The organism is Arthrobacter sp. B10-11, from assembly GCF_033142195.1.
Classification (GTDB): domain Bacteria; phylum Actinomycetota; class Actinomycetes; order Actinomycetales; family Micrococcaceae; genus Arthrobacter; species Arthrobacter oryzae_C.
In genome coordinates this window covers 283,635-310,209 of the sequence record NZ_JAWMTH010000002.1, presented here as the reverse complement: position 1 = coordinate 310,209, position 26,575 = coordinate 283,635, and the positions used below count along the sequence as shown (strand labels likewise).

The 26,575-nt window shown below is 63.1% G+C and carries 23 protein-coding genes; 12 read left to right on the top strand and 11 right to left on the bottom strand.

The window, feature by feature from the left end:
* Positions 1-64 precede the first annotated feature (64 nt).
* Positions 65-1,198 (top strand): acyl-CoA dehydrogenase family protein, encoded by a 1,134-nt coding sequence (locus tag RW112_RS07110; RefSeq protein WP_317781577.1) that lies wholly within the window; start codon positions 65-67, stop codon positions 1,196-1,198.
* A gap of 7 nt (positions 1,199-1,205) precedes the next feature.
* Here the strand turns inward: RW112_RS07110 and RW112_RS07105 are convergent, their stop codons facing one another.
* Both RW112_RS07105 and RW112_RS07100 read right to left on the bottom strand, forming a co-directional pair.
* Positions 1,206-1,778, bottom strand: coding sequence for a dihydrofolate reductase family protein (locus tag RW112_RS07105; protein ID WP_317781080.1), 573 nt, complete (start codon positions 1,776-1,778; stop codon positions 1,206-1,208).
* Positions 1,779-1,842: 64 nt separating this feature from the next.
* Positions 1,843-2,385 (bottom strand): GNAT family N-acetyltransferase, encoded by a 543-nt coding sequence (locus RW112_RS07100; protein WP_317781079.1) that lies wholly within the window; start codon positions 2,383-2,385, stop codon positions 1,843-1,845.
* Between the two features lie 186 nt (positions 2,386-2,571).
* Between RW112_RS07100 and RW112_RS07095 the strand changes: the two genes are divergently transcribed.
* The 4 genes from RW112_RS07095 to RW112_RS07080 all read left to right on the top strand — a co-directional run bounded on the left by RW112_RS07095 (position 2,572) and on the right by RW112_RS07080 (position 5,415).
* Complete coding sequence (locus RW112_RS07095; protein ID WP_305943354.1) at positions 2,572-2,973, top strand: cytochrome c oxidase subunit 4; 402 nt, start codon at positions 2,572-2,574, stop codon at positions 2,971-2,973.
* Between the two features lie 326 nt (positions 2,974-3,299).
* On the top strand, positions 3,300-3,602 hold the full coding sequence (locus RW112_RS07090) for a hypothetical protein (protein ID WP_317781078.1): 303 nt from the start codon (positions 3,300-3,302) through the stop codon (positions 3,600-3,602).
* 133 nt (positions 3,603-3,735) lie between these two features.
* The gene (locus tag RW112_RS07085; protein ID WP_317781077.1) at positions 3,736-4,455 is read left to right on the top strand and encodes a TetR/AcrR family transcriptional regulator; all 720 of its coding nucleotides are present in this window, start codon (positions 3,736-3,738) and stop codon (positions 4,453-4,455) included.
* Between the two features lie 24 nt (positions 4,456-4,479).
* A complete protein-coding gene (locus tag RW112_RS07080; protein WP_317781076.1) occupies positions 4,480-5,415 on the top strand; it encodes a hypothetical protein in 936 nt (311 codons plus the stop codon).
* Positions 5,416-5,462: 47 nt separating this feature from the next.
* On the opposite strand, the gene RW112_RS07075 is transcribed toward RW112_RS07080, so the two are convergent.
* The gene (locus RW112_RS07075) at positions 5,463-6,500 is read right to left on the bottom strand and encodes a helix-turn-helix transcriptional regulator (RefSeq protein ID WP_317781075.1); all 1,038 of its coding nucleotides are present in this window, start codon (positions 6,498-6,500) and stop codon (positions 5,463-5,465) included.
* A gap of 120 nt (positions 6,501-6,620) precedes the next feature.
* On the opposite strand from RW112_RS07075, the gene RW112_RS07070 reads away from it, so the two are divergent.
* The 3 genes from RW112_RS07070 (at position 6,621) to RW112_RS07060 (ending at position 9,686) form a co-directional block, all read left to right on the top strand.
* Complete coding sequence (locus RW112_RS07070) at positions 6,621-7,019, top strand: DUF1304 domain-containing protein (RefSeq protein ID WP_317781074.1); 399 nt, start codon at positions 6,621-6,623, stop codon at positions 7,017-7,019.
* A gap of 257 nt (positions 7,020-7,276) precedes the next feature.
* On the top strand, positions 7,277-9,028 hold the full coding sequence (locus RW112_RS07065; RefSeq protein WP_317781073.1) for an alpha/beta hydrolase: 1,752 nt from the start codon (positions 7,277-7,279) through the stop codon (positions 9,026-9,028).
* A gap of 76 nt (positions 9,029-9,104) precedes the next feature.
* Complete coding sequence (locus RW112_RS07060; RefSeq protein ID WP_317781072.1) at positions 9,105-9,686, top strand: hypothetical protein; 582 nt, start codon at positions 9,105-9,107, stop codon at positions 9,684-9,686.
* Positions 9,687-9,692: 6 nt separating this feature from the next.
* Here the strand turns inward: RW112_RS07060 and RW112_RS07055 are convergent, their stop codons facing one another.
* Positions 9,693-10,157 carry a phage tail protein gene (locus tag RW112_RS07055; protein ID WP_317781071.1) on the bottom strand — a complete coding sequence of 155 codons (465 nt, stop codon included), beginning with the start codon at positions 10,155-10,157 and terminating at the stop codon, positions 9,693-9,695.
* Positions 10,158-10,298: 141 nt separating this feature from the next.
* Between RW112_RS07055 and RW112_RS07050 the strand changes: the two genes are divergently transcribed.
* Entirely contained in the window at positions 10,299-11,354 is a 1,056-nt protein-coding gene (locus tag RW112_RS07050; RefSeq protein WP_317781576.1) for a DNA polymerase IV, read from the top strand.
* Between the two features lie 43 nt (positions 11,355-11,397).
* Here the strand turns inward: RW112_RS07050 and RW112_RS07045 are convergent, their stop codons facing one another.
* Together RW112_RS07045 and RW112_RS07040 are read right to left on the bottom strand one after the other, a co-directional pair.
* Positions 11,398-11,838, bottom strand: a complete 441-nt coding sequence (locus RW112_RS07045; RefSeq protein ID WP_317781070.1) for a hypothetical protein — start codon at positions 11,836-11,838, stop codon at positions 11,398-11,400.
* A 120-nt stretch (positions 11,839-11,958) separates the two neighbouring features.
* On the bottom strand, positions 11,959-12,441 hold the full coding sequence (locus RW112_RS07040; RefSeq protein ID WP_317781069.1) for a hypothetical protein: 483 nt from the start codon (positions 12,439-12,441) through the stop codon (positions 11,959-11,961).
* Between the two features lie 1,113 nt (positions 12,442-13,554).
* On the opposite strand from RW112_RS07040, the gene RW112_RS07035 reads away from it, so the two are divergent.
* On the top strand, positions 13,555-13,989 hold the full coding sequence (locus RW112_RS07035; RefSeq protein ID WP_317781068.1) for a hypothetical protein: 435 nt from the start codon (positions 13,555-13,557) through the stop codon (positions 13,987-13,989).
* A 2,221-nt stretch (positions 13,990-16,210) separates the two neighbouring features.
* Here the strand turns inward: RW112_RS07035 and RW112_RS07030 are convergent.
* The 5 genes from RW112_RS07030 to RW112_RS07010 all read right to left on the bottom strand — a co-directional run bounded on the left by RW112_RS07030 (position 16,211) and on the right by RW112_RS07010 (position 20,156).
* Positions 16,211-16,474 carry a hypothetical protein gene (locus RW112_RS07030; RefSeq protein WP_317781067.1) on the bottom strand — a complete coding sequence of 88 codons (264 nt, stop codon included), beginning with the start codon at positions 16,472-16,474 and terminating at the stop codon, positions 16,211-16,213.
* 244 nt (positions 16,475-16,718) lie between these two features.
* Positions 16,719-17,099 (bottom strand): hypothetical protein, encoded by a 381-nt coding sequence (locus tag RW112_RS07025; RefSeq protein WP_317781066.1) that lies wholly within the window; start codon positions 17,097-17,099, stop codon positions 16,719-16,721.
* Between the two features lie 252 nt (positions 17,100-17,351).
* On the bottom strand, positions 17,352-17,534 hold the full coding sequence (locus tag RW112_RS07020) for a hypothetical protein (protein ID WP_317781065.1): 183 nt from the start codon (positions 17,532-17,534) through the stop codon (positions 17,352-17,354).
* 263 nt (positions 17,535-17,797) lie between these two features.
* Complete coding sequence (locus RW112_RS07015; protein WP_317781064.1) at positions 17,798-18,208, bottom strand: hypothetical protein; 411 nt, start codon at positions 18,206-18,208, stop codon at positions 17,798-17,800.
* A 1,156-nt stretch (positions 18,209-19,364) separates the two neighbouring features.
* Entirely contained in the window at positions 19,365-20,156 is a 792-nt protein-coding gene (locus RW112_RS07010; protein ID WP_317781063.1) for a recombinase family protein, read from the bottom strand.
* A 1,618-nt stretch (positions 20,157-21,774) separates the two neighbouring features.
* On the opposite strand from RW112_RS07010, the gene RW112_RS07005 reads away from it, so the two are divergent.
* Complete coding sequence (locus tag RW112_RS07005) at positions 21,775-26,154, top strand: polymorphic toxin-type HINT domain-containing protein (protein ID WP_317781062.1); 4,380 nt, start codon at positions 21,775-21,777, stop codon at positions 26,152-26,154.
* Positions 26,151-26,561: a hypothetical protein gene (locus tag RW112_RS07000; protein WP_317781061.1), complete on the top strand. Its 411-nt coding sequence runs from the start codon at positions 26,151-26,153 to the stop codon at positions 26,559-26,561. Before RW112_RS07005 ends, RW112_RS07000 begins: the two co-directional genes overlap by 4 nt.
* Positions 26,562-26,575 lie beyond the last annotated feature (14 nt).

Below are 26,575 nucleotides of genomic sequence, written 5' to 3'. Positions count from 1 at the left end.
ACGACGTGACGGCGGGGAAACCACCATAGTTCCGGAGGCGCCGCCGTTCCCGGATGCGGACCTCATGTACATCGTGGACCTGCTGCCGGCAGGGGAGCGCTCGCGGTATCTGGAAGTGCGGGACTTCCTGCAGTCCCGTGTCCGCGCGGCGTCCATCGAGTACTGGAACCGCGAGGAATTTCCGTTCGGACTGCTGGCCGAGATGGGCAAGTACGGGCTGGGCGGACTGCAGACGGACGGGACCTCGAAGCTCTTCAAGGGCCTGATGTATGTGGAGGTTGCCCGGGCAGACGTGTCCCTGTCCGCGCTGGTGGGGATCCATAACGAGCTGATCGTGGGGATGATCGACGAGCTCGGTTCGGAAGCGCAGAAGCAGCGGTGGCTGCCAGGGTTGAAGGCGTTCACCCAGCTTGGCGCGTTCGCACTCACGGAGCCTGGGCACGGTTCGGACATTGCCGGCGGGCTGGAAACGTCCGCCCGGCTGGAGCGCGGTGAATGGGTGATCAACGGCGCCAAGCGGTGGATCGGCGCCGGGACCATCGCCGACTTCGCGCTGGTCTGGGCCCGGGATGAGGCGGACCGGCAGATCAAGGGCTTCATCGTGGAGACGGACCGCCCCGGTTACTCCGCCACGAAGATCTCAAACAAGATCGGCCTGCGGATCATGCAGAATGCGGACATCCGGCTGGATGACGTGCGGATCCCGGAATCCAATCTCCTGCCCGGGGCCACGGATTTCTCGAAGGCCAACGATCTGCTCCGCGATTCGCGCGCCTGGGTGGGCTGGCAGGGGGCCGGCATCCAGCTGGCCGCGTTCGACGTCGCCCGTTCCTATGCCCTGGAGCGGAAGCAGTTCGGCAAGGAATTGGCCCGGTTCCAGCTCATCCAGCAGCAGCTGGCTGAAATCCTGGGCAATGCCAGTGCCTCCCTGGCGCTGATGGCCCAGCTGGCCCGCATTCAGCAGGACGGCAAGCTGGAGATGGTGCAGGCTGCCATGGCGAAGTCCACCACCACCCGGCTGGCGCGCGCCTCGGTGGCAATGGGCAGGTCGCTGATGGGCGGCAACGGGATCAGCAGCGACTATGAGATGGGCAAGCTGTTTGGCGACGCCGAAATCCTCTATACGTATGAAGGCAGCTACGAGATCAACTCGCTGATCGTGGCACGCGCCGTGACCGGGAAGTCGGCTTTCGTCTGAGGTTCCCTCAGTCCTGGCCGCGCTCGTAATGGAGCAGGACCACGCCGTTGCCGAACGTCCTCGTCCCGGCCAGCTTCAGGTTCATCCGAACGTCCGGTGCCTCGAACAGCGGCCGGCCCTGGCCCTGGCCCAGGACCACGGGGTGGACGTAGAGCCGGTATTCGTCAATGAGGCCGAGCCGCATGAATGTTGCGGCCAGATTGGCGCCACCCACCGCGAGGTCGCCGCCGGGCTGAGCCTTGAGCTCCGCGATTTCTTCAGGCACGACGTCGTGCTTCACCGTGGTGTTCCAGCCCGCGGTGGTAAGGGTCCGGGAGAAGACGAACTTGGGCATGTCGCGCCAGATACCGGCGAACTCCACCTCGGCAGGAGTGCTGTCAGGATCCTGGTCGGCCGTGGGCCAGTATCCGGCCATCAGCTCGTGGGTGATCCGTCCGTCGAGGAACGCCCCCATGGCCTTGCACTCATCGTTGAAGTGCTGGTGCAGTTCCTCGTCCACCAGGTTCCAGCTGATGTCCCGGTCCAGTCCCTCGAAGTATCCGTCCACCGAAACTGAACACATCAGAATGATCTTCCGCATGGGGAGCCCTCCGTAGCTGTGCGGCGGGCGCCCGGGCGGGACCGCCGTCGTATGTTCCAGTGAATCACCCAAGGATGCGTTGGAACAGGACATGGTCCTGCCAGGTTCCGGCAATCTTGAGGTAGGACGGCGCCGTACCGATCTCGTCAAAGCCTGCGCGTGCCAGTATCCGCCGTGAAGCAGCGTTGTGTACGAGCGTCGCCGCCTGAACGCGGTGCAGCCCCAGGTGGTCCCTGGCGGCAGCCAGGACACGGCCAACGGCGGCGCTGCCGATGCCGCGGCTGTTGAATTCCCTGTCCACCCAGTAGCCAAGGTTGGCGCTGAGGAACGGACCACGGACTATGCCCGTCAGCGTGATCGTACCGATGATGCGGCTGCCTTCAAGAAGAACCCACGGAACCTCCTGCCCCGCCGCCTGCAAAGCGAGCTTTGATTCGATGACGGCGGACTGACCGGCCGGGGTGAAGAACTCCGCACTCCGGGCGGGCTCCCAAGGGCCCAGATGGTCCCGGTTCAGCTGGTAGGCGGCACTAAGCGGCCCGGCGTCAGAGGTCTGAAGCACCCGCATCTGGACAGGGCCGATCAGGGTGGAGGCATCCGCAGTCATCGTCTGACTCTATCCGCGGCGCCCGTGGCGGCGCCGATGCCGGCCGTTGCCGGGGTGGAGCGCGGCTTTGGTGGCCGAGAACGGGTCCTTGGTCCCTTACGCCCGGCCCGGAACGGGGGCCAGAGTTGCCTCAAGGGAACTGCGCTCAGGCGGTCCCCGTAGGGAAGTGCCGCAGAAGGAGGAGCCGTGAAGATCGAATCCTGGATTTTCGGAGGCCTGGCATTGTTCTTCGTGCCCGTTGGTGTGGTCTACGGACTGATCACCAGCTGGACGGAACCGGTTGGCTTCCTGGCCCTGTGGCTGGTGGGCGGCCTGGCCGGGATGATCGGACTTTACCTTGGTTATACCGGCCGGCGTATCGGGATGCGTCCGGAAGACCGTCATGATGCAGAAACCCATGAAGGTGCCGGGGAACAAGGCCACTTCAGCCCCTGGAGCTGGTGGCCGATCTCGGTGGGCCTTGCCGCCGCCACCGGCTTCCTGGGAATGGCCATCGGATTCTGGCTTGTCTACATCAGCGCCGGGCTCGCCTTGGTTGCGCTGATTGGCTGGGTGTTCGAGTACAGCCGCGGGGACCACGCGCACTAGCCCAGCCGGGGGAAAACGGGCGGCGGAGAAAAAAACTTCACCCATCGACTTGAAACTAAGCTTACTTATGATTAGGGTTGAAGTATGAAGGGGTGCGGCTTTGTACGCATAGACGCCCTTTCGGAAGGTCCCAACGGGACCGGACAGCTCGGGAGAAGGACCTGGTCCACAGGCGCTCCCGGTGCCCATTGAGGCTTAGTGCTGTTAGCAACCAAAAAGAGATGCAGTGAACCGCGGCCTGAAACCGGGCCGGAGCTACCGTTGCGGCCGTCTTGACCGCAGTCCGGGAGCGGGGTTTGCGTGCGTCAAAATCGAGGGAGCGAAACATGTCAGTTATGAAGAAAGCCACCACCGCAGTTGCCGGATCACTGTTCCTGGTCGGCATGGCCGCAGGGCCTTCCATGGCCGCGGACAACAGCACCGTCAATGACGGGCTGGTGAACGTCACGGTTGGGGACGTAACCATCCTTGAGGACGTCAACGTGGCCGTAGCCGCTGATGTGACGGCGGAGATCTGTGGCGTGGAGGTTGGGCCTGTCGCCGTTCTGGGTGAGGCCGTTGATGCCACGAGCACCGAGTCTGTCGTCTGCACCGACAATGATGGCCCGATCACCATCGTTCAGAACTGATGTACTGCGGCCTTAGCGCCGCGCAGCATTGATAAACAAGCGGCGGGACCATGTGGTCCCGCCGCTTTGCTGTCTGCGATGCCGGGTGTACGTAGTACGCTCGTAGACACGAATCGGCACGGAAGGCGCCCACATGACTCTGCACGCCGAAGCGGCACGACGGATTCCGCTGAACCGGGAGCGGGTGCTGACGGCCGCCGTCGTCCTGGCGGATGAGGCGGGCCTCGAGTCACTGAGCATGAGGCGGCTGGCGCAGGAGCTGGGCGTGGTGCCGATGGCGCTGTACAAGCACATCGCCAACAAAGAGGAACTCCTCGACGGCATGGTGGACGTCCTCGTGGGAGAAATCGACCCTCCCGATCCCGATGCAGGCTGGAAGAACGCGGTCCGGCTCAGGGTGCTCTCGGCAAGGAGATCCCTGCTGCGGCATCCATGGGCACGCCAGGTACTGGAATCCCGCACCACCAGGACGCCCGCGGTTCTCGGGTACATGGACTCGTTCATCGGAATGTTCCTGGCCGGCGGCTTCTCCGTCGATCTCACCCATCACGTGATGCATGCCCTCGGCAGCCGAATGTGGGGGTTCACCCAGGAGCTGTTCGACGACCCGGCCGGCGGGGCGCCGGCTGATCTCCCGCCTGAAACGCAGGCAGCGATGCTGCAGGAGATGGCAAGGCGGTACCCCAACATTTTGCAGGTCGCCATGGCAGCCAATCACGACGACGGCTCGGTGGTTTCGCGGGGCTGCGACGATCAGTTTGAGTTTGAGTTCGCTCTGGATCTTCTCCTGGACGGGTTTGAGCGGTTCCATCAGCAGGGGTGGACGTCGGAGCGGGCGAAGCTGGAGCGATAGCTTACCGGGTGCTAGCTTGTGGGGATGGAGGCGCTCGACTGGCTGCTCGACTCTGACCCTGCGATCCGCTGGCAGGTCCTGCGCGACCTCACAGACGCGGCGCCCCCGGAAGTGCAGGCCGAACGCGCGCGCGTCGCCACCCGCGGCTGGGGCGCCCGCCTGCTCGCGCTGCAGGACGAAAACGGCCAGTGGGACGGCGGCACATACTTCCCGGCGCGGTTTGACGAATCGGAGCCCGGCCAGCCGTGGACGGCCACCACGTACAGCCTGTTGCTGCTGCGTGACTTCGGGCTTGACCCCGGCAGCGGGCAGGCCCGCAACGCCGTCGCACGCGTTCGGGACAACAGCCGCTGGGAGGAGGGCAATCAGCCCTTCTTCGAAGGGGAAGTGGAGCCGTGCGTCAACGGCATGGCCGTGGCACTTGGCGCCTACTTCGGTGAGGACGTCGACGGCGTTGTGCGGCGGCTGCTGAACGAACAGCTCGATGACGGCGGATGGAACTGCGAGGCCGAACGCGGCTCGGTGCGCTCCTCCTTCGGCACCACGATCAATGTGCTCGAGGGCCTGCTTGAGCATGAGCGTGCCACCGGAGGATCCCCAGGTTCGATAGCGGCCCGGCAGCGTGCGGAGGAGTATCTGCTCGAACGCGGGCTCCTCCGGCGGAAGACCACCGGCGGGCTGATCGACAGCGACTGGTTGGCGTTCTCGTACCCCACCCGCTGGTTCTTCGACGTGTTGCGCGGCCTCGACTACTTCCGCGCGGCGGGCAACCGCCCGGATGAACGCGTCGCCGAGGCAGTGGAGGCGCTGGCCTCGAAACGGCAGCCCGACGGCACCTGGCTGCTGGAAAACACCCACCCCGGCCGGACCAATTTCGCCCTGGAGGAAGGTGACGGACGCCCGAGCCGGTGGAACACCCTCAGGGCCCTCCGCGTGCTCGAGTGGTACGAGGGCCAGTAGCACTCACGGCCTTGTCCGGCAGCCGCCGTGCAGCGGCGCAACCTTGCTCAGCCGCGCAACCTTGCGACCAGTTCGCCGCGGCTCCCCACTCCCACCTTCTCAAAGAGTGACTTCAGGTGGTCATGCACCGTGTGCGGCGAGATGAACAGATGATCGGCGATTTCCGCCGTCGTCGAGCCGGAGACCAGCTCAAGGCAGACTTCCCGTTCCCGTGACGTGGCGCCGTAGGCGGCGAGCAGAAGGCCGGCCATTTCATGCGTGGTTGCGGGTTCCACCGTGACCACCATCTGCCCGGGATCGTCTCCGGTGATGAGCCGGCTGGCCTGGAGTGCCACCCAGTTGTCACCGGCGTCGCGCATCCTCATGCGTGCCGTTCCGGACGCAGCCGCCTTCGCGGCAGCCACCACGGCATACAGTGTGATGCTGAAACGGCCGGGAGCCTGATCGTCCAGCTCCGCAAGCCATGCGGCGGCTGCCTGAGTCGCGGCCCGCAGCTCACCGCGTGGTCCCACCAGAACGATCAGGGGACCGTCCGGTCCCCGCATCGCTTGCCGCTCCAGGCGCACCGCCACCCGGGTGGCCGCGGCCAGGGAAGCGGCGATGGAACTCAGGAAATCCACTTCCCGGTCGGTGAAGTCCGGACCCGGCTCCCGGAAGACGCCGCCCACGGCCCAGCACGCGTCGTCGGTCCGGAACACAGCACGCAGTTCGTGTTCGAGGCCCTGCGGACGGAGCAGGTCGTTGAGCCGCACGCTCCTGACAACGTCGCGGTGCGGAGCATCGGATAACCGGGCGGCAGGCAGCGGCCGCCGGGTCAGCTCAGCGAAAGGATTCGGTTCCGTGCCCGCGTATTCCGTCTCGGCGAAGCGCGCGGCGTATTCATCCGGCGCCGGCCACGGCGGCCAGTTGGTGATCGAGGTCATGATGAGGGAACCGGGGTCGACGCCGGCCCAGCAGGCCTGCTGGAACGGCACCGTCTGGTGCACGACGGCGAGCGCTGCGGCGTGCAGGTCGGCCACCCCCATGCCGGTGGCCGCCATGGCCGAAATCTCGCGGCGGGCCCGCTCTGCGCGATCCTCCCACATGCTTCCAGTATCCGCCGCCGGAGGCGGACGGCAATCCCCTGAGCAGGGGATCTTCGGTTGCGGCCGGTACCCCTCGGCAGGGGATGGGAGTGCTCCTCCCGGCGCACGTAGTGTTCGACCATGAACACCGTTGCGCAGCTGTTTGCGCTGCTTCAAGCATTGATTTATATCTCGGTCTTCCCCCTTGAGGCCTTCTTCCTGCGCCGGCCGGCAGTGCAAAGGTTCCTGAGCACGCCGGCAAAGAATGTTCCCGCCGTCATGATGTGGGCAATTCCCGTCGGTTTCCGGAACCTGCTCATCGCGCTGGGCGTCATTGCGGGGCTTGTGGCGTTGAATACCGGGAGCGTGGACGCGGGCCGTGCCCTGGTTATCTACTGCTGCGCCTACATGGTCCTGGCCGGAGCCACCATGGCGCTGGCCGATGCGTTGGGGCACTACCCGAGGAAAGGCGACAGCATTCCCGGAACCCTCGCCGCCACGGTGCCGGCGCTGGTCGCACTCATTGCATCGGCGTTCTGACGGAGGCTGGAGCGCCGGCCCGAATGGGCTCCGGCTACAACGAAGGCCCGCCTATGGGGGACAGACGGGCCTTCGCACTTAAAACGGTACAGCGCTTCTAAATAGCCATCGAGTGGACTTGGTGACGGTGCGGGCGGCGACCCGCGCCGGTCCTTTTGAGGGGCGGGCACGGCGTCCTCCGTCAGCGTCATTACCCTTTCCGAGTCCCGGGTTACGGCGTAGTCTCCCTCCTATCAGGCCATCCGGCGGGAGGATCCATGGACGGCTATGCCGAGCTTCGGGCGTTCCGTGCCACGCACCCGTACCGTTCGCTGACCGTGGGCGGCGTCGAATGGCAGTACGTAGCGGGACATTCAGCGGAGGGTGAGCGGCCGGCACTTCTCGTCCTGGGCGGCGGCTTCTCCTTCGGCGATTCCGCGTTCCGCACCATCACGGCTTTCGAACCCGGCTTCCGAGTAATCTCACCCTCTTATCCCGCGGTGCGGACAATGGCCGAACTCCTGGCCGGGGTTGCCGCCATTCTCGACGCCGAGGGCGTCCACTCCGCGAACATTTTTGGCCACTCGCTCGGCGCCGGAGTCGCGCACGCCTTTGCCCGCCGTTATTCGCAGCGGGTGGACAAGCTCGTCCTTTCCGGGTTCGGTCTCTACACCCGTGCACACGCTCGGCTGGTGGGTGCCTTTCTCCGTTTGTTCTCGGTGTTGCCCAAGGCCGCCCTGGCCGCTTTCTACCGTCCCAGGGTCGCACGCCTTCTCGCGGGGGCGGACGACGACGAGCGTGCTTTCCTCAGCGCCTATACGGAGGACCTCTTCGGAGCGCACACCAAGGAATCGGCCATGGCACGACTGGCCGTGCTTGTGGATCTGGCGGCTCATCCGGACCGTTACGCCGCCGCGTCCACGTTCGAGCGTCCGGAGGACGTGCTGCTGATTGCTGCTTCCGACGACCGCGGCTTCTCGTCGCGGGAACGCGAAGCCTTGCTGGCCGCCTATCCAGGGGCACGTGCATACGTTTTTGGACAAGGCGGCCACTGGGCGGCGGTCACCCACCCGGCCGAGTACGACGTCGTCGTCCGCCGCTTCCTCGAAGGCCGTCCGCGTCCCAGGGAGGAAAACGTAAGCCGTGCCGTCCCGCCGCGCCGCACCTTGCTTAAACGCGGCGGTGAAGAGCAGGTTCCCGCCGCGACCCTGGACGCCAAACTCGCTGCTTTCCGTGCCGGCCACCGGTACCGCACGCTCGACGTCGACGGTGTGCGCTGGCGCTACGTCGTCGGCGGTTCGGGGGAGCAGGTGCTGCTTCTTCCCTCCGGAGGGACAAGGCTGCCGGATATGTACCTGCTACTGATCGACGCACTGGAACGGGACTTTCGCGTTCTTGCACCTGCTTACCCCGCCGGCGCCGGCATCGACGGGCTCGCGGACGGTCTGCTTGCCATCCTCGATGCGGAGGGAGTCGAGCAGGCGGATGTACTGGGATCCTCGTTCGGTGGTTTTGTGGCCCAGGTGTTCGCCCGGCGGCACCCTGAACGCGTGCGGCGCCTCGTGCTGGCGAACACCGGGGGCCCGGCCGCGGCCCCGCTGCCGGTGCTCCCGCTCCTCATCCGCTTCCTTGCCGTCCTTCCGGAAAACGCCGTGCGCTCGCTGACCGGCTGGAATTGGCGCCGCTGGTTTGTGCCGGAATCGCAGGATGATGGGAAGTTCTGGAATACGCTGCTGTCGGACATCCTCAGCCGGCTGGGCAAAGAGGATCTGCTCTCTGCGCTGAGGGAGATGAACGACTTCACACATCTGCCGCCCGTAAGTGCACCGGAGGTGCCCGCCGCCCCCGTTCCCGTGCTGCTGATCGAATCGGAGCATGACGAAGCGTTTTCCCCGCAGGCGCGTGCGGCGCTCCGCGCCCTCTACCCTGAAGCTGAGGTCCGCCTTTTCGCGGGCACGGGCCACGGGGTGATGGCAACGCGGACCACGGAGTACGTCGAGACAGTGCGGGAGTTCCTTCGCAGGCCCTGACTTTCTCCTAACCCTTGTCCTTCATAGCTCCATGCCCCATTCTTGGCCTGAAGGGGACTGGCGGAAGGAGCATGGAATGTCCGATGCGTCTTTGGAAGGCGTCCGGCGGCCTGCGACGGGTGCCCTCGCCGCGGCAGCCGTCTGGCTTGTCGGTATCAGCCCGGTGTCGCGCGTCTACCTCGAGCCGGACCCCGTTCGCCGGCTCGAAATGCTCCGCAGGGGGAGGCGGTCATGGGTTGTCGGGCAGCACATTGCCGCGGCAGGCACCGCGGCTGTGCCGGCCGCTTTCGCCCGGGTGGCCATTTCCCTGCCGCCGGGAAGGGCGAAGGTGTTTGCGGCCACCGCCGCCGTTGCGCTCGCCGCAGGGGCGCCGTTATTCGTGTCCCAGCTGGCCTTGCGCGCGTCGGATCTTGAGCGCTTCGCCGCGCGGCGTCTTCCGGCGTGGCCGTTCCTTGCCTACTCGTGGCTGCACGTGCTGGCGCTGGGCTCACTCTCCGGTGACTTGGCGGGCCTGCCGCACAGGGGGAAGGAAGCCACTGCCCTCGGCCTCGCCGCAGTTGGCTCAGGCGCCGTCCTGGCCACGACCGGTGACATCCCGCCGTTCGTGTTCTACGTTTCCGAACAGGTCGCTGCCGCTAGCCTCCTTCGCCGCGTTTGACCTCTGTCAGTACTCGCCCTTGATCACGAAGTAGGAACCGCGGATAACGCCTGCCAGCTTCGATTTCTGCCGGGCGAACTTGAAGCGTGGCGCCAGCTCCTCCGGAATTTCCATGCCGTCGGAGAGTTTGAACCCGACGGCTCGCTTCCCGCCGTCGTCGATGCTGTACATGACGTTGATCGCCAGCCCAGACTCGTAGAACACATAAGCCATCTGCAGTCCGTCCACTTCGAAGGCTGTCGCTTCGAGCGGGCGGGAGCCGATGACGATATCTCGCTCATCCCTGAGGATGCGGCTCACCCGCTCGACCACCTCGGGGACTTCGCTTGCGGGGCTCACGGTGAAGACGTGGTCATACTTGTTCCGGTAGTAGCGGGCCTCGTTGGCGCGCAACCCGGCAAGTGCCTCCGCGACAGGAGACGATTCCAGGCCGACCGTAGAAACGTCCTTGAAGTCAACGATGTACGGCATGCGCGCCTCCTGGTCAGATGTGTTGGGACCAACGATAACGTGACGGCGTGCTGCGCGGGCGTCCGATGGCAAGCTCGGTGGGGAACCGATGCTTGCGAGGGATGTTTAGGGCAGACTGGTGGCGTGAGCGGAATCCGGTGGGTGCTGCATGTCGATCTCGACCAGTTCATCGCGGCGGTCGAAGTGCTCCGGCGGCCGGAGCTTGCGGGCAGGCCGATCATTGTCGGCGGTCGGGGCGACCCCACGGAGCGAGCTGTGGTGTCGACCGCATCCTACGAAGCCAGGGCCTTCGGCGTGGGTTCCGGAATGCCTTTGCGCATCGCGGCCCGGAAAGTGCCCGACGCGGTGATCCTTCCCGTCGATCAGGAGGCTTACCTCGCGGCGTCTGAGACGGTGATGGCTACGCTGCGCGCGCAGCCCGGCGCCACAGTGCAGGTGCTGGGCTGGGATGAAGCCTTTGTAGGCATTGAGACGGAAAATCCGGAAGCCTACGCCCGTCAGGTGCAGGCCGCTGTGTTTGAGCGAACGCAGCTGCATTGCAGTGTTGGCATCGGCGACACCCTGGTGCGAGCCAAGGTCGCCACCGGTTTCGGCAAGCCGGCCGGCGTCTTCCGTCTCACTGCCGGGAACTGGCTCGACGTCATGGGCAGCCGGCCCACCAGGGAGCTGTGGGGCGTCGGAACCAAAGTGTCGGGCCGGCTCGCCAAACTCGGCATCAACACGGTCGCCGAGCTCGCCGCGACCGACCCCCAGGACCTCGTCCCGGAGTTCGGCCCCAGGATGGGTCCTTGGTACGCGGAGCTCGGACGCGGGGACGGCGCCAGCGTTGTGGACGACACCCCGTGGGTCGCCCGCGGGCATAGCCGGGAGACCACGTTCCAGCGCGACCTGACCGAGCCCGCCCAGGTGGACGACGCCGTGAGGGAGCTGACAGCGCGTGTCCTTGAGGATGTTGTGGCCGAAGGACGGCCCGTGGTTGGTCTGACCCTCAAGGTCCGGTACGCGCCGTTCTTCACCAAGACCCACGCGAGGAAGATTCCCGAGACATTCGACCGGAACGAAATCATCGCGCGGGCCGTGGACCTCGCAGCCGGAATCGAAGCGGGCCGTCCGATCCGGCTCCTGGGCCTTCGCGCCGAAATGGCAATGCCCGACGATGCCCGAAAAGGACATACGCCGACGCGCGGGGGTTGGTAACGGCGTCGTGCCTTTCCTTACAAGTGCGGAGACAATAAGGGTCCTATGAGACATTTCCACTATTTGTTGGAAGCTTATTTTCCCAAGGCATGAGGAAGAATGTAGCGGCGGCGAGAAGGATCCCGATCGCACAGATCATGCTGGCCAGCTCGTATCCGAATCCGCGAATAGAAGCGTTCAGATTGATCGCCGTCGGAAACCAGGCCAAGATCCAAATGGCAACGTCAATCCAACATGCCCACCAGTGTCCAATCCTCAACAGGAGAAAAGCGCAGGCGGAAAACAAGGCGGCCATCAGTCCGGTCATGATGATGAGAGCGGGTCCCCTGATCACGTCATTGTCGGCATGGAGGCCCCTAGCCTCGTAATCAGCTAGCCTTGCGGCGAGCTCAACGGACCACGTGATGAACAGGAAAGTGCCGCCGATGAACAATGTGGTGTTTATCGTTTGCAGGCTGATGTAAAAACTTCTGCGCACGCTCATTTATGGTCTTCTTTGGGAGCCATGTCAACAGTGCTCCTTCCTCGGTCTCAGCCCAGCTCAAAGCGAATCGTTGCGGTCTATCTCTTGGTTTCGCTCGGGCAAGGTGCCTGGACAATGAAGCTAATCGAGTTCGACGATGATTTTATCGCCCTCGTAGAAGCCCTCGCCATCGGCCTGGATCATTGCCCCGTTGTTGTCGACGAAGTAGGTAAGGACATGCCCCAAGGCCGCATAGCCATCCTCATCGATGTCGGAGGTTAACAGCTGTGCCGCGACGATGAACCGCGTATTCCGCAGCATCTTCTCTACACGTCTTCGATTCTTTTTGTTCGGCGCGTCCTCGAGGAACTCGATGAACTCCCTGATCTCTTCACGCATGAGGGACTCATCGTCCCCGTCGTCGCGACTGACTTCGAGCAGAATCGGCGCCTTGTTGTCCTTGTAGACGATGCCAACCTGCTCCCAGTTGTCGTCGTCAAGGGCTGGCCTGCTGACCTCTGGATCGAGGGCTAGACGGAGGCCGCGCTCCGCTGAAAAGTCGAGGACCGGCCGCAGCGGCGGAGGTTGGCCCTGGGTGCAAAACGCTCTGACGTAGTAGCCCATGACTAGGAGGATACCGTCCAGCCTGCCTTCATCGGGAAGTTATGATGCCGCCCGTAGGATGAGGCCACGCGGCCTGCCAGAGCGCTTATCGCCGGAGTAATTTTGGTGTGCCGACCGCACAGTACAGCTTGACTCACCTGCGGCGAGAGGGGGAGCCGATCGGCGCTCAAAGGAAGGCCCTGCTCGGTTTGAGCTTCTTAGGGATGCTGCTTGTTCTGGCCGGCGGCGCTAATTTCTCCACGAGGACTCGTTAGGGACCATTCCAGCAACCGAACCTTGAACGGGCCGAAAAATGGTTGTTCAGGACGTCTGACCAAGGATGGCCAGGAAAGAGCAGTCCCTACGATTGCAACCTTTACCGGGCGTAGGTATCGGCCACTCTAGCGGACTCTTACAGTTCGTGGTTCAGTTCATTTATGCCGTCTCAATCATCCAAAATAAGCGGCTGGCCTCGTGACGGCGCAAGTCCTGAGGTGAAGCGCAGATTCCATCGCGTCCTTTGGTGGATGTGGGCCTGCTTGTTGGTCATGACCGTGGTGAACTTTTTACCATTTGAGACCGAGCCGTGGCTTTGGACGAAGCTCATCCTGAGTGGTGCTGCCGCCGTTGTGATGGGTATCAAAGTGACTCGGTTTTCGTTGTGGCAACGAGACGAGTACTGGCGGGAGCGTGGCAAGGACCCCAAACATCCCGAACGTATTGTCCCGCCGGCCGGCTAAGGGAACGCGTTTACTACTACTAGTGCGTCCGCTTGAAGAAGGCGTGAGCGCTAGTGGAATCGAGAGCAAGCGTCGGTGCAGTCCCTGTTGCGCAACCTTCACCGGGCCGAAAATCGGCTCTCCGAGACCGAGAAGCCGAAGTGCCAGGAATGAGCGGGTTCAAAGGATTGCAACCTTTACCGGGCCGAAAAGTATCGATCCGAAGCGTGGGACCAAATATTGCCAGGAATTTGGCGCCCACAGCAAAGCTAACCTCAACGGGCAACCAAAACGGCTGCATCCCAATTCCTCAGATCCGGCATGAGCCGACCGACGCTAGGCTGGGAGTATGGGGCATTGGGGAATCGACAGGCAGCGCTCGGCTACATGGACAGGAGTAGCCGGATGCCTGCTCGTGGTGGGCTACGCAGTTGCCGGCGCGTTACAGGTTCTAGTGTGGAACCCCCTGGCTGCCGTCCCAGGCGCCACGCTGGCTGAAATCCGCACAGCTATGGACCAGGCGAATGAATCACTTGCCGCGCCGACGGTTCTTATATGGGCCGCCATTGGAACATTCCTAGCGGCAGCAATTCTGATTGCTGCCCTGAAGCATTCCATCTCGGGAAAAACCGCTGCCGCCCTCAACCTATTGCTGCTCGTGTTAGCGGCTCCGTCACATTGGATGGCGTCCTTTGCCGCCGGGATGGGGCTCGCTGACACCTTTGCAATATCGGGCGGAGATTACGCGCCCTGGGGCAAGGTTCTCTATACCGTCAGCGCCATGTCGTTGGTAGCACTGCTCGCGGTTGTCGTCCGAAGGAACCGCACCCCACACGCGCCAGCCGTCTGACTTTCCCATCGCGTTGCTTCCCACGCCTCTGGGAGCGCCGCAGAGAGAGTGTCCATTTCCTGCGATAGGGACGTCGGGTTAGAGGAACCCTGACCGGGCGGAAAATCGACTCTCTGACACTGAAGATCAGAAAGTCGTCTTAAGGGGCGGGTCCGAAGGAATGCTACCTTCACCGGGCGCTCGGCAGGCTGTGAACCCAGAGCACGTGATCAAAACGCGGACTTCGATCCACGCTCTCCAAGTGTGCGGCGGTGCGCTTGCCATTGGCACCGCAGGGGTTCTCGCCCTCCGTTTCAGGCCACGGCGAAGGCCTAGCAGCTTAAACAGGCGTGCGGTGGCAGACTACGAACGAAAGCACTCCAGCAGTCACCATTGACCAGGGCGTGGGGGGTCGGGAGTCCGACCCCCCACTCAGTCAGCCGAAATCGAAAGAACGCGGGGATCGATCCATTTGGACACCTTGATTGCCTTGGCTGGCATCCTGGCGGTGCCGATTGCACTTGCCGTTTGCGTCGTCTGGAGAAGCGTCCGCCAAAACAGGAGGGCGAAAGAGAAGCCGCCCGCCCACAGGGGGACGTTCCAATCCCAGCGTGGCAGGGTCTACCGGAACGGCGGGACCTATCGCAACGCGAGCCCTAGCGACGGCACTGGCGGCGGCTACTAGCCCCAGGGCTCCTTGCACGTGAGAAGCGTTCGATCGGCGCGAGGACATGAGGCCCCCGGAAAATCTTGAGCCGAACCCTTTGCGGCGAGAAGCGATACTCCCGTTTCAAATAGGGACGAATGAGAATATGCTCCGTACAACAGTGCACGAGGCCGCCAGTTGTCCGGCTCCGGAGGGCTAAATGACAAAACGAGAAATTTTCGGATCTATCTTGGGCCTGATAGTCACCATCGGCGTGACGGTACTGGTCATGTCCTTTATGTTCCCTCCGGGCCATCCAAATTTTGCTGTAATGGTGGGAACGATTGTGACCGTTTTCGTGCTCTTCGAGGTTGCCCGAAACCTTTGGATTCACAGAAGGCGCCGAAGTAACAGCCAATGACCTAGCTCAGATGCTCGGCACTGCCTCTGTGCGGTCCCGCATCGGCTCGCTTGTAGACCCAAACCTCCTTGAGCAGGCCGAAAATTGGGCCGCCTCGCACATCTCGCCCGAAGTGCCCAAAAACGAGCGGTCCATGGCAATGAAACCCCTAGCGGGCGTCCTTGCCGCGTTAAAACCTCGACTCGGTTAGTCCTCCGGCTTCCGGCGGTCTGTTTTCCGGACGGGCGGGTTCCTGACTTGCTGGACTCCTAGATTCGCCATGTATCCCACGAATAGGGCGCCAGGGATCGCGGCGAGGAAAAGTGCCGATTCCGGCAGTAAGAGTCGCAGGACGAAGAAGCCGAGAATGGACAACGCAAACCAGAACAAAATTCTGGCGGCTGTGGGCCAGTTCTTCACAGGTGATCTCCCTCATTCGGCGTACCTCTGGTTGCAGCACGGTCGAGCAGACATTTGTGTGGTGCGTCTTGCCGCGATCTTATCGGCTTCTTCAGAAACATCGCGGGAGTAATGAATCAAGAAGTGGCAAGGAACCCTGACCGGGCCGAAAATCAGCAGTCCAGCTCGTTGGGGCTCAAGCCGGCCCAGAACGAGCCGCTCGAAGGATTGCAACCCTCTGCGGGCTTCGCTGGCAGCGTGAAGGAGCCGGCAAGAGGTTGTACTCGTGAGGACCTCGGCGCAGAGTTGTATTTAGCTCCCCGCCGGAAGGAATGACCATGTCTCGAAGAATTATCTGGCCAGGGATAGCAGCGGTGATAGTGGCCGGCATAGCGGTTGGGTATTTGTTTGGTCCCACTGAAGCTATCGCAGTCGTCGTTTGCTCCGTTCTTTTGTCGGTTATTTCGGCTTGGTCTTACATAAAGGGCAATGAGACAGCGCGAGATACTGATGAATACCGCGAGCAGCTGATAAGTAGGCGTAGACCACCTAAACGAGAGAGTGATTCCTAGAATCGGGTGGGTCCGCCGCCGAAATGACAAGGACGTTGGATGCAGCGACTCTCGCCAGTAGACATTGCTCGGCCGGCGGCCGCTCAAGCCGGTCCGTAAGCCAGGCGGACATACCTGGACGCTTCCTTCGTCCAATCAGGAACCCTCACTGGTCCGAAAACTGGCCGGTCAAGGCCTTGGGCTCAAAGCAGCCGAGAATGCGCGTCCCGCAAGGAATGCAACCTCTTACGGGACGTCATTGAGGTCGTGGCCGATCAGCCAAATGAGTCCGCGCCGACCATCTTCATCGGAAGAAACCAGGGCAATGGAATACATGCTGTCGCCTGCCTCATTATTCGCCCAAGCCTTGGTTTCTGAGAATGTTGCATCCGCTATGTCGAAGGTGCTGACCGAATAGCCTGGACCAGGCCCCGCAAAAAAGTACACGCGAAAAGTGCTCCGGTGTCGTTCCCATTGGCTGTCGCGTTCGTCCGACGTTGCTACATGCATGAAAAGGATCCTACGTGCGGGGGCAACAAGGCAGCTTGGATTCACAGCGACTTACGTCGCAGGCCGGCCGTCAGCCGAACCCTGAGCGGGCGGAAAAACAGCCTCGCCAGCACCAACCCTCCAAGGTGGCCACGAGTAGGCGGTCCGGAGGATTGCAACCCTGACCGGGCGGAAAATCATCCTTGGGTAGCCGCCAAGAGTAGGAACAATGATGGCAATACGCCCAAAAGGGCGCACAGAACATTTACTCGCGCCGTGGAAGCCGCCCGCGCGCGAAGCTTTCTACAAGCTGATCAATTTCCTCCAAGCAAGCGCGTTGGGCTGTCTCGTCACCCGGGGGCCAGGTCCATTCCTGATACTCCACGTCGCCTGATACGCACACGTCATGGTCGAGGTTGTCGTACCAAACCTCAATCACCCTTTCCGGCTCCGCCACCAGGGCAATCTGGGTGCGCCATCCGTTGACGGTTTCGCGGCCGGATTCCCAGCCCTCGTAGGAATGAGCCGCGGCGACGACGGTCCTATTCCGGGCCACGGCGGAATCAATACTCATACGAAGATCGACTAAGAATGTCGGACTAACGGGCTCGGCTAGCACACGGCTGTGGCGCGGACGCTTGATCATTGTTGGCGCTCGTCTCCTTCGTTCGCAGCCTCAGTCTGTCGTGGAGTAAAGCGAGTCTAGGCTTCGTGGCAGTTGCCTTCAAGACGACGAAATTTCCGACGGCGCAGCACAGATTAGGAACCCAGACCGGGCCGGAAACTGGCGATCTGGTACCTGGGACCGCGCACTCCTTCTGGAGTGCGGCACGAGCAGCCGCGTGCGAAGGCGATAGCCTACAGGCGCTATCCTCTTGTCATTCTTATCCAGTTCTCGCTAATTAGCAGAGATGATCAGTGCCCCGACAATAGCGATAAGCCCCGCACCCATTGCGATAGGAAGCAGCTTCTTTTGTCGGAACAGTTCTCCCGTTCTGACCCTGTCAATGAGCAGATACATCCCAAGTCCCGCAAAGGTTAGCCCGGCGACCGCAGCGACGATGATTCCTAGGGTTTTCAATGTCCATCTCCTTTGGCGGGAGTCCGGCGAACCATTACAAGCATTGTGACAGTGGCGACCACGCCTACTGCGTAGTATGGTCAGTCACTTCCCCCGGAAGCCAGATGAAGGATCAGTTGGGTCGCTGTCCCCAGAATGAGCAGCGAGATCCCAACTGTCATGAAAAGCTTTTGCCTCGGGGGCATTGGTCCTAGACCAAACATTGAGCTCCTCTCGTTGGATAGATCTTGCGTCCTTGGGGTTTGGCCCTGCTGCCGTTCGTTTCAGGTCATAGGAAAAACGGTGAAGGCATCCTTCGATCGTTTTACGCCCCAGAGCGAGACCGATCCGTCATCTCTTCGGACGGCCACGGACCGTTTGACGGTCAATATGTCCACGTCCTCGGGGTACTGATCCGCAGTGTGTGCCGTGAACTCTTCCGCGAATCGGTGATTGATGACGGAAGTGAGCTCTTTCTGCTTCCGCGTCCCGTAGATGGAAAACGCGAGCTGGAGCGCAAGAGCGACGGCCATGACGGTTAAGAAGGGCGCTTTCGGAATTTCTGCTGGTCCGAACAAGGAGACCCCCAACGGGATCCAGAGCAGGACAAAGAACACGGCCGATAGGGTGTTGGCGGCTCTGACTTTCCTGGCTTCCGGGAATGGAACGGTAAAGGCTTTGCGGTTGTCATCCATGAAGCGCTCCTGGGTCCAAAGGTACAGATCGCGGTTGTTTCCTGCACCAGCAGGGCGACGACTGGAAGCGCTTCGGTCTCAGCGGACGCATCCCCACCGGCACCTTTCCCACGGCCCCGTTTCCCGAGCCGACCCCTTGGAGAAACATGCGCCCATGCCTGTGCCCGGGCCACCGTGGGTCCGAGTACTGGCGCAACTGCCACTGAGGGTTGCATCCGAGGAAACTACCTCTCGTAAGAACTTTATGCCTCAAATCTAGGTCCGGACTGAGTGTCAGCTACCTGTTTTCCTCGGCCACGGTAATTGAGAAGATGCCGGAAATGGCCGAGGTACTCTTCCGGGCACCCGCGCGCGCCCACCACCCCACGAAACACAGCGAAACATTTCTCGCATACCCGCCCGCACAAGCCGTCCCGTAAGCCGGTCCTCCTCCGGGCAGACCCGCCCCTCACCAGCACAAACGCAGTCCCGCCGAGAGACTGTGCTTTTCAGAGCTATTTGGCAAGGTTTTTGCAGCGCTATTTGGCGCCTGGTCCGGTTTCTGGTCGTGCCGTCGGCGAAGATCGGCACGAAGGCGGGTGTGGCCGGTCGGGTGGTCTGGTAATCCGCCGGATCTCAGTTTTGCCAAGGATTTGATTAAACCGTTGCTGTTTCGGAGGGGCCGCTTTAGGGTCGGGCGTATCACTCGTCGGGGGATCGGGCTTTCGCGATATTGGATCGCCCAGTGATCTGTTTCGTAGAAAGTTCAATGCGGAATGCGTACTGTGCGATGCCGGCGCGAGCCTGCCTTCTTCCAAGCAATGACCGCAGCTCGTCTGGCCCGGTCTCGGCTCTACCATGAAGGTCTTGGCCCCGCAGGGAAGAGTGTCGTCAGTCAGGTCTGCGTCCTGGGCAGGGGATTGTGATGACCGGGGAAGTCCGTCCTGTTTCCGGGTTGAAGCTGTGGTTGTGTGTTCTGCTGGCCTTGGCTGTTGGTCCGGCAGGCCTTGTTGGTATTGCCGGTGCGTTGCCGGCGGCGAGGGCTGCGGTGACGGTGATCACGAATCAGACGCTGACCTCGGACACGGTGTGGACGGCGGCCGGGTCGCCGTACTGGGGTCGCCGTAGTACTCGCCGAGAATCGGGCGGATATGGCTGGCCAGCGGTAACCGGCCGTTCAGTCGCGTCTGGTGCTCGGCTGGAGCGCGGCGAAGTCGGCGTGGGCCTGGTCAACGGCTTCGGGGTAGGCCTGGCGTTTCTCGTGCTCGGTGAGCGCCCGGTAGATGCTGGCCAGGCTGGGGTTGCGGCCTTTGCGCTTGCCGGTGGGGATGATCAGGTCCGGGCGGATGTCCTCCACGGACTCGCCGTTCGCGCGGCGGCGCAGCACGGTGTGCAGCATGTCCTCGGTGATGACCGGTGGGCGTCCGCCGTGGTTTCCCTTGCGGGCCGCGGCATTCAAGCCTTCGAGGGTGGCCTCGCGGATGTTCTCGCGTTCGGTCTCGGCCATCGCGGCGAAGAACGCGAACAGCACCCGGCCGGTGCCGGTCGGATCGTAGACGCCGGTCAGGGGCCCGGCGAGCATCTCCAGGGCGATGCCGTGCGCGGTGAGGTGGTCGGCCAGCGCGGTCAGCTCGGCGGAATCCCGGCCAAGGCGTTTCATCTCGTAGACGGTGAAGATGACCCGGCAGTGCGGGGCGTGGGCCTTGATCTGCCGGGCGGCGTCGAGGGCAGCTTCGAACTTCGGGCGGACCCGCACGCGGGTGGAGATCTTCTCGGCGAAGATCTTGTCGCGCGGGATGCCATGCGCGGCCAGTGCATCCAGCTGCGACTGGAGTTCCTGGGTCAGGTGCGAGCACCTCGCATAGCCGACGCGGATGTCCGCGCTCGGCGTGCCTGCGGGGATTGGTGCCGGCGGCGGAGTGCCCGGCCGCCAGGGCTGGCCCGGTCCACGGTCGGCCGGGGTAGGCACGCGCAGCTCCTTCGCCAGGCGAGGGACTTTGGTGAACCGGCCGGTGTGGTAGGTCGAGGCTACCGCACCGGAACGGGACCGGCACGGCGAGCCGGGCTGAACTTCGCAGCGGGGGCACGGATGCCGTTCGACCTCATCGGCGTCGGATGAGGCGGTGGCTTCGGTCTCGCTCCTCATCCCAAAATCTTCTCACAAACATTTCTTAGAAGCTGCCCCACGCCTTCTTGAGTGAGAATGGGTTCTGAGAACAAATCCGACCTTCGCCGGTCAGCCGAGCCTCATTGTCGATCGCTCTCTCAAAATCGAGCGTTTGTGAGACAAGCCCGGGAGCCGAGAGCGTTCCGGGTTCGCGGGTATGACCTGAGAGCTTCAGAGTTATCTGGCACGGTTTTTGTATTGCTGTCTGGCGCCCTATCGAGGTCTCATATGGGAGCCGCTGGAACCAAGGGCGAGTCGTGGCAGGCCAGCAGTCAAGTTGTTCCGACTCGCAGTTTTTCCCAAGGGTTTAGCAAGGATCCTTGATTACTCCGGCCAGCCTCTCCTACTCTCATGCCTATCACTCTTTGGGGGACCGGGCTTTCGCGATATTGGGTCGCCCAGCGATCTATTTCGTAGAAAGTTCAATGGGAATGAATACTGTCCGCTGCCGGCGCCAGCCTGCCTTCTTCCATTCGTTTCCAGGGGCTTCTTTGGTCCGGTCTCTGCCCCTGTATGAGGGTCTTTCCCCCTTCCTCGTCAGGGGTGTCTGCAATGATGTCGGCGTCCTGGGTGGGGGATTGTGATGACTGGGGAAGCCCGTCCCATTTCCGGGTTCAAGCTCTGGCTGTGCGTTTTGCTGGCCTTTGTCATCGGCCCGGGGGGCCTTGTCGGTATTGCCGGTCCGTTGCCGGAGGCCCAGGCTGCGCCGACAGTCATCACGTCCCAGACGCTGACGGCGGACACGGTGTGGACGACCGCGGGGTCTCCGTACTGGATCCAAGGGACGCTGAAGGTCGCAAAAGGCGTGAGGTTGACGATGGAACCTGGTGTTGTCGTGAAACTTGGCAATTCAAGTAACCAGTCCGCCACGCTTCAGGTAGATGGCCAATTGATCGCCCGTGGTACCGCTGTTGCACCGGTCGTGATTACTTCCGCCAAGGACGATTCGGTTGCAGGGGATACCAATGGTGACGGGGCCGCCACGGCGCCGGCGCGGGGCGACTGGTATCACATCAGGTTCACGAACAGTGCCGCAACGCAATCCGTTATCGACAGGGCCCAGATACTTTATGGCGGGTATGGATCTGGGCATGCTTGTTCAACGTATGCGAGTGTCAGCGTAGCTGGTGGGGCATCACTTTCGCTGACAAACAGCGATCTTAGGGAAAGCCAATATGCGGGGGTTAGCGTTCAATCTGGAGCCGGTGATGTACGGGTTGCAAATAACCGCTTCTACGACAGCGGCTGCGGCGCAGTTGCCTATACCGGAGCCTTCACGGGCAACGTGTTCGAGCCGTCAATCGAGACGAACGCAGCGCGGTTCTACAACCCGAATGGCATCAAGTTCTATGACAACCATGCAGCAAGACCCGTTCAGACCTCGGTATCAAGTGGGGCCCCCACGCGCGAACAACTTGATTTGCAGGGCAACGCGTTACCGGCCGGAGTATCGACAATCGGTTCCGTTCCGGAGGACCTGTCCGGTAACTGGTGGGGGCGGGTCCTGGAAGACCAGCCGACCGGCTGCTACGACTACAACACCACATATATCCCCGCGGTAACTTACGAGTCGATCCCGGGCAGCGCCTGCTACCAGCAGGGCAAGCAGACCATCACGGGTTATTTCACGAAGGTCATTCCGGCGCTGACGGAAGCTCCGCCGATGCCGTCAGCGGGCGTGAATGGCGTGGGCACGTATGCCGGTTCTGTGGATGAAGGCCAGGTTTATGGTCCGGATGGGGGTTCGGAGTTCGGTGCCGCTCCGGTTGGGTCGCAGGCGGATCCGGTGAATACCGCGATCGGCGCGCTGGTGCATTCGGAGTCCGATCTTGGCCTGGCCTCGAAAACGGGGAGCCTGTCGGTGAACCGCTTCTATACCTCCGCCGACGCTACTGAAGGGCCGTTCGGGCGGGGCTGGAGCCTGGGTTATGACATACGTCTGACCGTGCTGGGGACCGAGGCTGTGCTCAAAGCGGGCACCGGCCAGCGGATCAAATTCACCCAGAACCTGGACGGCAGCTTCACGGCGCCGTCCGGTGCCACCTCAGGCCTGGTCCGCAACCCTGACGGGACCTTCACGGTCACCACCCGCTCAGGACTCGTTCATGCCTTCGACACCGCGGGGCGGCTGACAGGACTTACTGACGGTTCGGGCCGCGGCCCGACATACACGTACGACGGCGGCGGCCGTTTGACCCAGGTCACCGACGGGAACCGGTCGATCTCCTTCACCTGGGACACCGCCACGGGAAGGATCACCGGCGCCCAGACCTCAGCCGGGCAGTCCGTCACCTACAGCTACACCGGCGGGCTGCTGACCGGCGCCACCAACGCCCTCTCCGGCACAACCACCTACACCTATGACGTGGGGCAGCGGCTGGCGGAGATCAAGGCACCTTCTGGCCGGACGATCGTCCGGACCGCGTACGACATCCTCACCGGGCGGGTGTCCGAGCAGTGGGACGGGCTGGGAAACCGCAGCGCCTTCGCCTGGGACGCCGCGACCTCGACAGCGACCATGACGGACCCGCGCGGTGGGGTCTGGAAGGACATCTACGCCGGTAATGTGCTGCAGCGCCGTGTCGACCCGGTCGGCAGCACAACGGATTATGAGTACGATACCCAGTTGCGGCTGATCGCCACGCATGGGCCGGACGGGATCCGGAACGCCTTGGACTACACCCCGGGCGGGGACGTGAAGTCCTTCCAGGGCACCACACGGATGGTCCGGACCGAGTACAACGCCCAGCACCTGCCCACCACCACGACTAACGCCCGCGGCTACAGCAGCACCCGCGGCTACGACGCGGCGAACAACCTCACCCAACTGTCCCGTCCCAACCCCGCCGGCGGAACCCTGACCAGCTCCCTCGCCTATGACGGGATGGGCAACGTCACCTCCGCGACCGACCCGAACGGCAACACCGGCACCTTCGAATACAGCCCGGACGGGGACCCCACCAAGGCCACCTCCCCGCTGGGTTTCGTGACCTCCATGGCCTACGACACCACCGGGCGGGTCACCAGCATGGTCTCCCCACGGGGCAACGCCCTCGGGGCGGACCCGAACCAGTTCACCTGGCGGTACGAGTACGACGCGCTCGGCCGGATGGTGAAAGCCACCAACCCGGCCGGGCAGTACGAAACCGTCGAATACAACGCGGACGGCCAGGTCACCAAAGCCACCGACACCGCCGGCCGCTCCACCGCCTACCAGTACGACGCCGCCGGCCACGTCACCGCCGTGCAAGGACCCGATCCGAATGTCCCGGCGACCACGACGGCCTATGACGCCAACGGCAACATCACCGCCGTGACCGATTCCATGGGCCGGACAACAACCTTCCAGTACGACGCGGCCAACCGCGCCACCACAGTCACCAACCCGCTGGGAACCTACACGCTCACCTACACGAAGCGGAACCAGATCGCGAGCGTCAAAGACCCGCAAAACGCCATCACCTCATACACGTACGACCCCGCGGGCCGTCTGACCCGGGCTGATCTGCCCGGCACGGACAGTGACGTCACCTACACCTACGACAACAACGGCAACCGCGCCTCCATGGTCGACCCCAACGGCACCACCACCTACGCCTACGACTCCCTCGACCGGCTCACGGCCGTCACCCGCGGCGGCCGCACCTTCACCCTCGCCTACGACGCCGCCTCTCGGCTAACCGGCCTCACCAGCCCTGGCGGGGCGGTCACCGGCTACACCTACGACGCCGACGGACGGGTCACCGAAGTCAAGAACGGCGCCGCCGTCGTCGCGACCTACACCCACGACCCGGACGGAAACACCCTCACCGTCACCCGCGCCGACGGCTCAACAGCCACCCGGGCGTACAACAACCTCGGCCAACTCACCAGGATCACCGACGCCACGACCGCCGCGACCCTGCTCGATGAGACTTACGCCTACGACGCCGCAGGCAACCCCGTCACCATCACCCGTCCGGACGGCACCGCCGACACCTTTACTTACGACACCCTCGACCGGCTCACCAAAGCCTGCTACACCGCCGCCTGCGCCAGCAGCACCGAAGTCCTGGAATGGACCTACGACCACGCGGACAACATCCTCACCGAAATCCGCAACGGCCAAACCACCACCCACGCCTACAACACCAAAGGACAGCGCACCCAAACACTCGACCCTGCTGCAGGGACCACCGACTACACCTACGACTACCGCGGCCAGGCCCTCACCGCAGGCAACAAAACCTTCACTTACACCAAGGGCGGCCGCACCGCCACGACCACCACACCGGCCGGCACCACCACCTACAAATACGACGGCGACGGTCGCCGCCTCAGCGCAACCCTCGGCACCGCGAAGACCAGCTTCGAGTGGGACCCGTTCTACCGGCTCGCCAACGAACTGGACACCAGCGGCGCCCTTCTCCGGCACTACACTCACGGCGAGCAGCCCCTCACCGCCCACGACCCAGCGGGGGCGGCCGCGTACTTCCACACCGATCGTCTTGGCTCCGTCCGGACCGTCACCGACGCGACCGGAGCAGTCACATCAGCCGGGGCATGGGAACCCTACGGTCGGCCACGAGCCACCGGGCCCAACAATCCGAACGCCCCGCCCCTGGGCTGGCTGGGCCAGTACCAGGACCCCACCGGACTGGCCCACCTCAGGGCCCGCCAGTATGACCCGGTCGCGGGCATGTTCCTCACGCCTGATCCGGCCGCGTCCACCAGCATCTCCGGAACCTACACCTACGGCTCCGCGAACCCGCTCCGGTACATCGACATCACCGGACTGTTCTCCTGGGACGAAGCCCTCGGCGGAGTCCAGGACATCAGCGGCATCGTCTCCGACGTCGCCGGCGTCCTCGCGATCGTCGCACTGGCAACCGGCGTCGGCGCCCCGGTAGCAGCCGTCCTGGGCGGCATTTCTATAGCTGCGGGAGCAGTCCACGCCGGCACCAAAGCCATCCAGGCCTACAACACCTGCAACAGCAGCAAAGGCTCCTGCGGCGATGCTGTCGCAGAAGCACTCCTCTCAACCGCAGCCATCGTCCCCGGCGGCAGACTCATCAAAGGCGCCGCGGCTGGAGCAAAGGCCCTCTCCGGGGCGTCAAGAACCGCAAACACAATGGCGAAAGCCTGCTCCTTCTCCGGAGCAACGGTGGTGCTCATGGCGGACGGCTCGCGTAAACCGATCGAGGACGTCAAGGTCGGTGACAAAGTCATCGCTACCGACCCTGAGACGGGAGAGCAGGTCAGCAAACGTGTCGAGCACGTATTCGTTCATGATGACACTGTCCTCGACTTAGTCGTCGACGACCAGGTTATTACCACCACCGAGGATCATCCCTTCTGGTCCGTCACCGACCAGAGTTTCGAACGCGCCGACCAACTCGAGTCAGGAGAGGAGGTCCTCGGTGCAGATGGGCGCACCATCAAGGTCTCGAGGCTCGAGCTCGGGACCGCTCGGCAGGCGATCGCGTACAACCTGGAAGTGGAGGGCATCCACACCTACCACGTCGGCCACGACGAGATCCTCGTCCACAACACATGCAAGGTGCGCGGATTTTGGGAGATCACGCAGGAGGGAACGACCGCCACCAAGCGCGGGCCGTATGGAACTCTCTCGAAGAGCAAGTCGGATGGCCTTTGGTGGTCAAGGGACACTGCCGGGCATGGCGGCAGCGTCTGGAAGGTCTACGAAGAGTCATCGCGAGGATTGATCTGGCGCGCTGACGCCAACCAGTACGGGGACTTCATCGTCGGCAAGCACAAGAGCGACATCGGCACTTTCATCCCCTGGAAGGACCTCCATTGATCCAGACAGCAGCAGAGTTCGTCCAACTCCGCACCAGCGACGACCCGGCAGACCAGGCACGCGCAAGCCACGACGAGGCCAGTGAAGAGGTCTGGCTGGACATCATCCACTCTCATCCCGAGATGAGGCGCTGGGTCGCCCATAACAAAACAGTCCCAGACAGGATCCTTACGCTCCTGGCCCGCGATGCTGACCCGGCCGTCCGATGGGAAGTTGCGGGGAAGCGGAGGGCAACCGGAGATCTCCTGCGGATGCTCGCGCTTGACGATGACGACACGGTTCGCGTCAGAGTGGCCAGAAATCCACGCACGGGTATCGAGGAACTTCGTGCCCTTGTCGCTGATCGGTCTTGGGTCGTCCGAGAAGCGGCCGAGTTCGCTCTGGCGTCTCGTGAGGGCGACGTGTAGTAACCTGTGTCTGC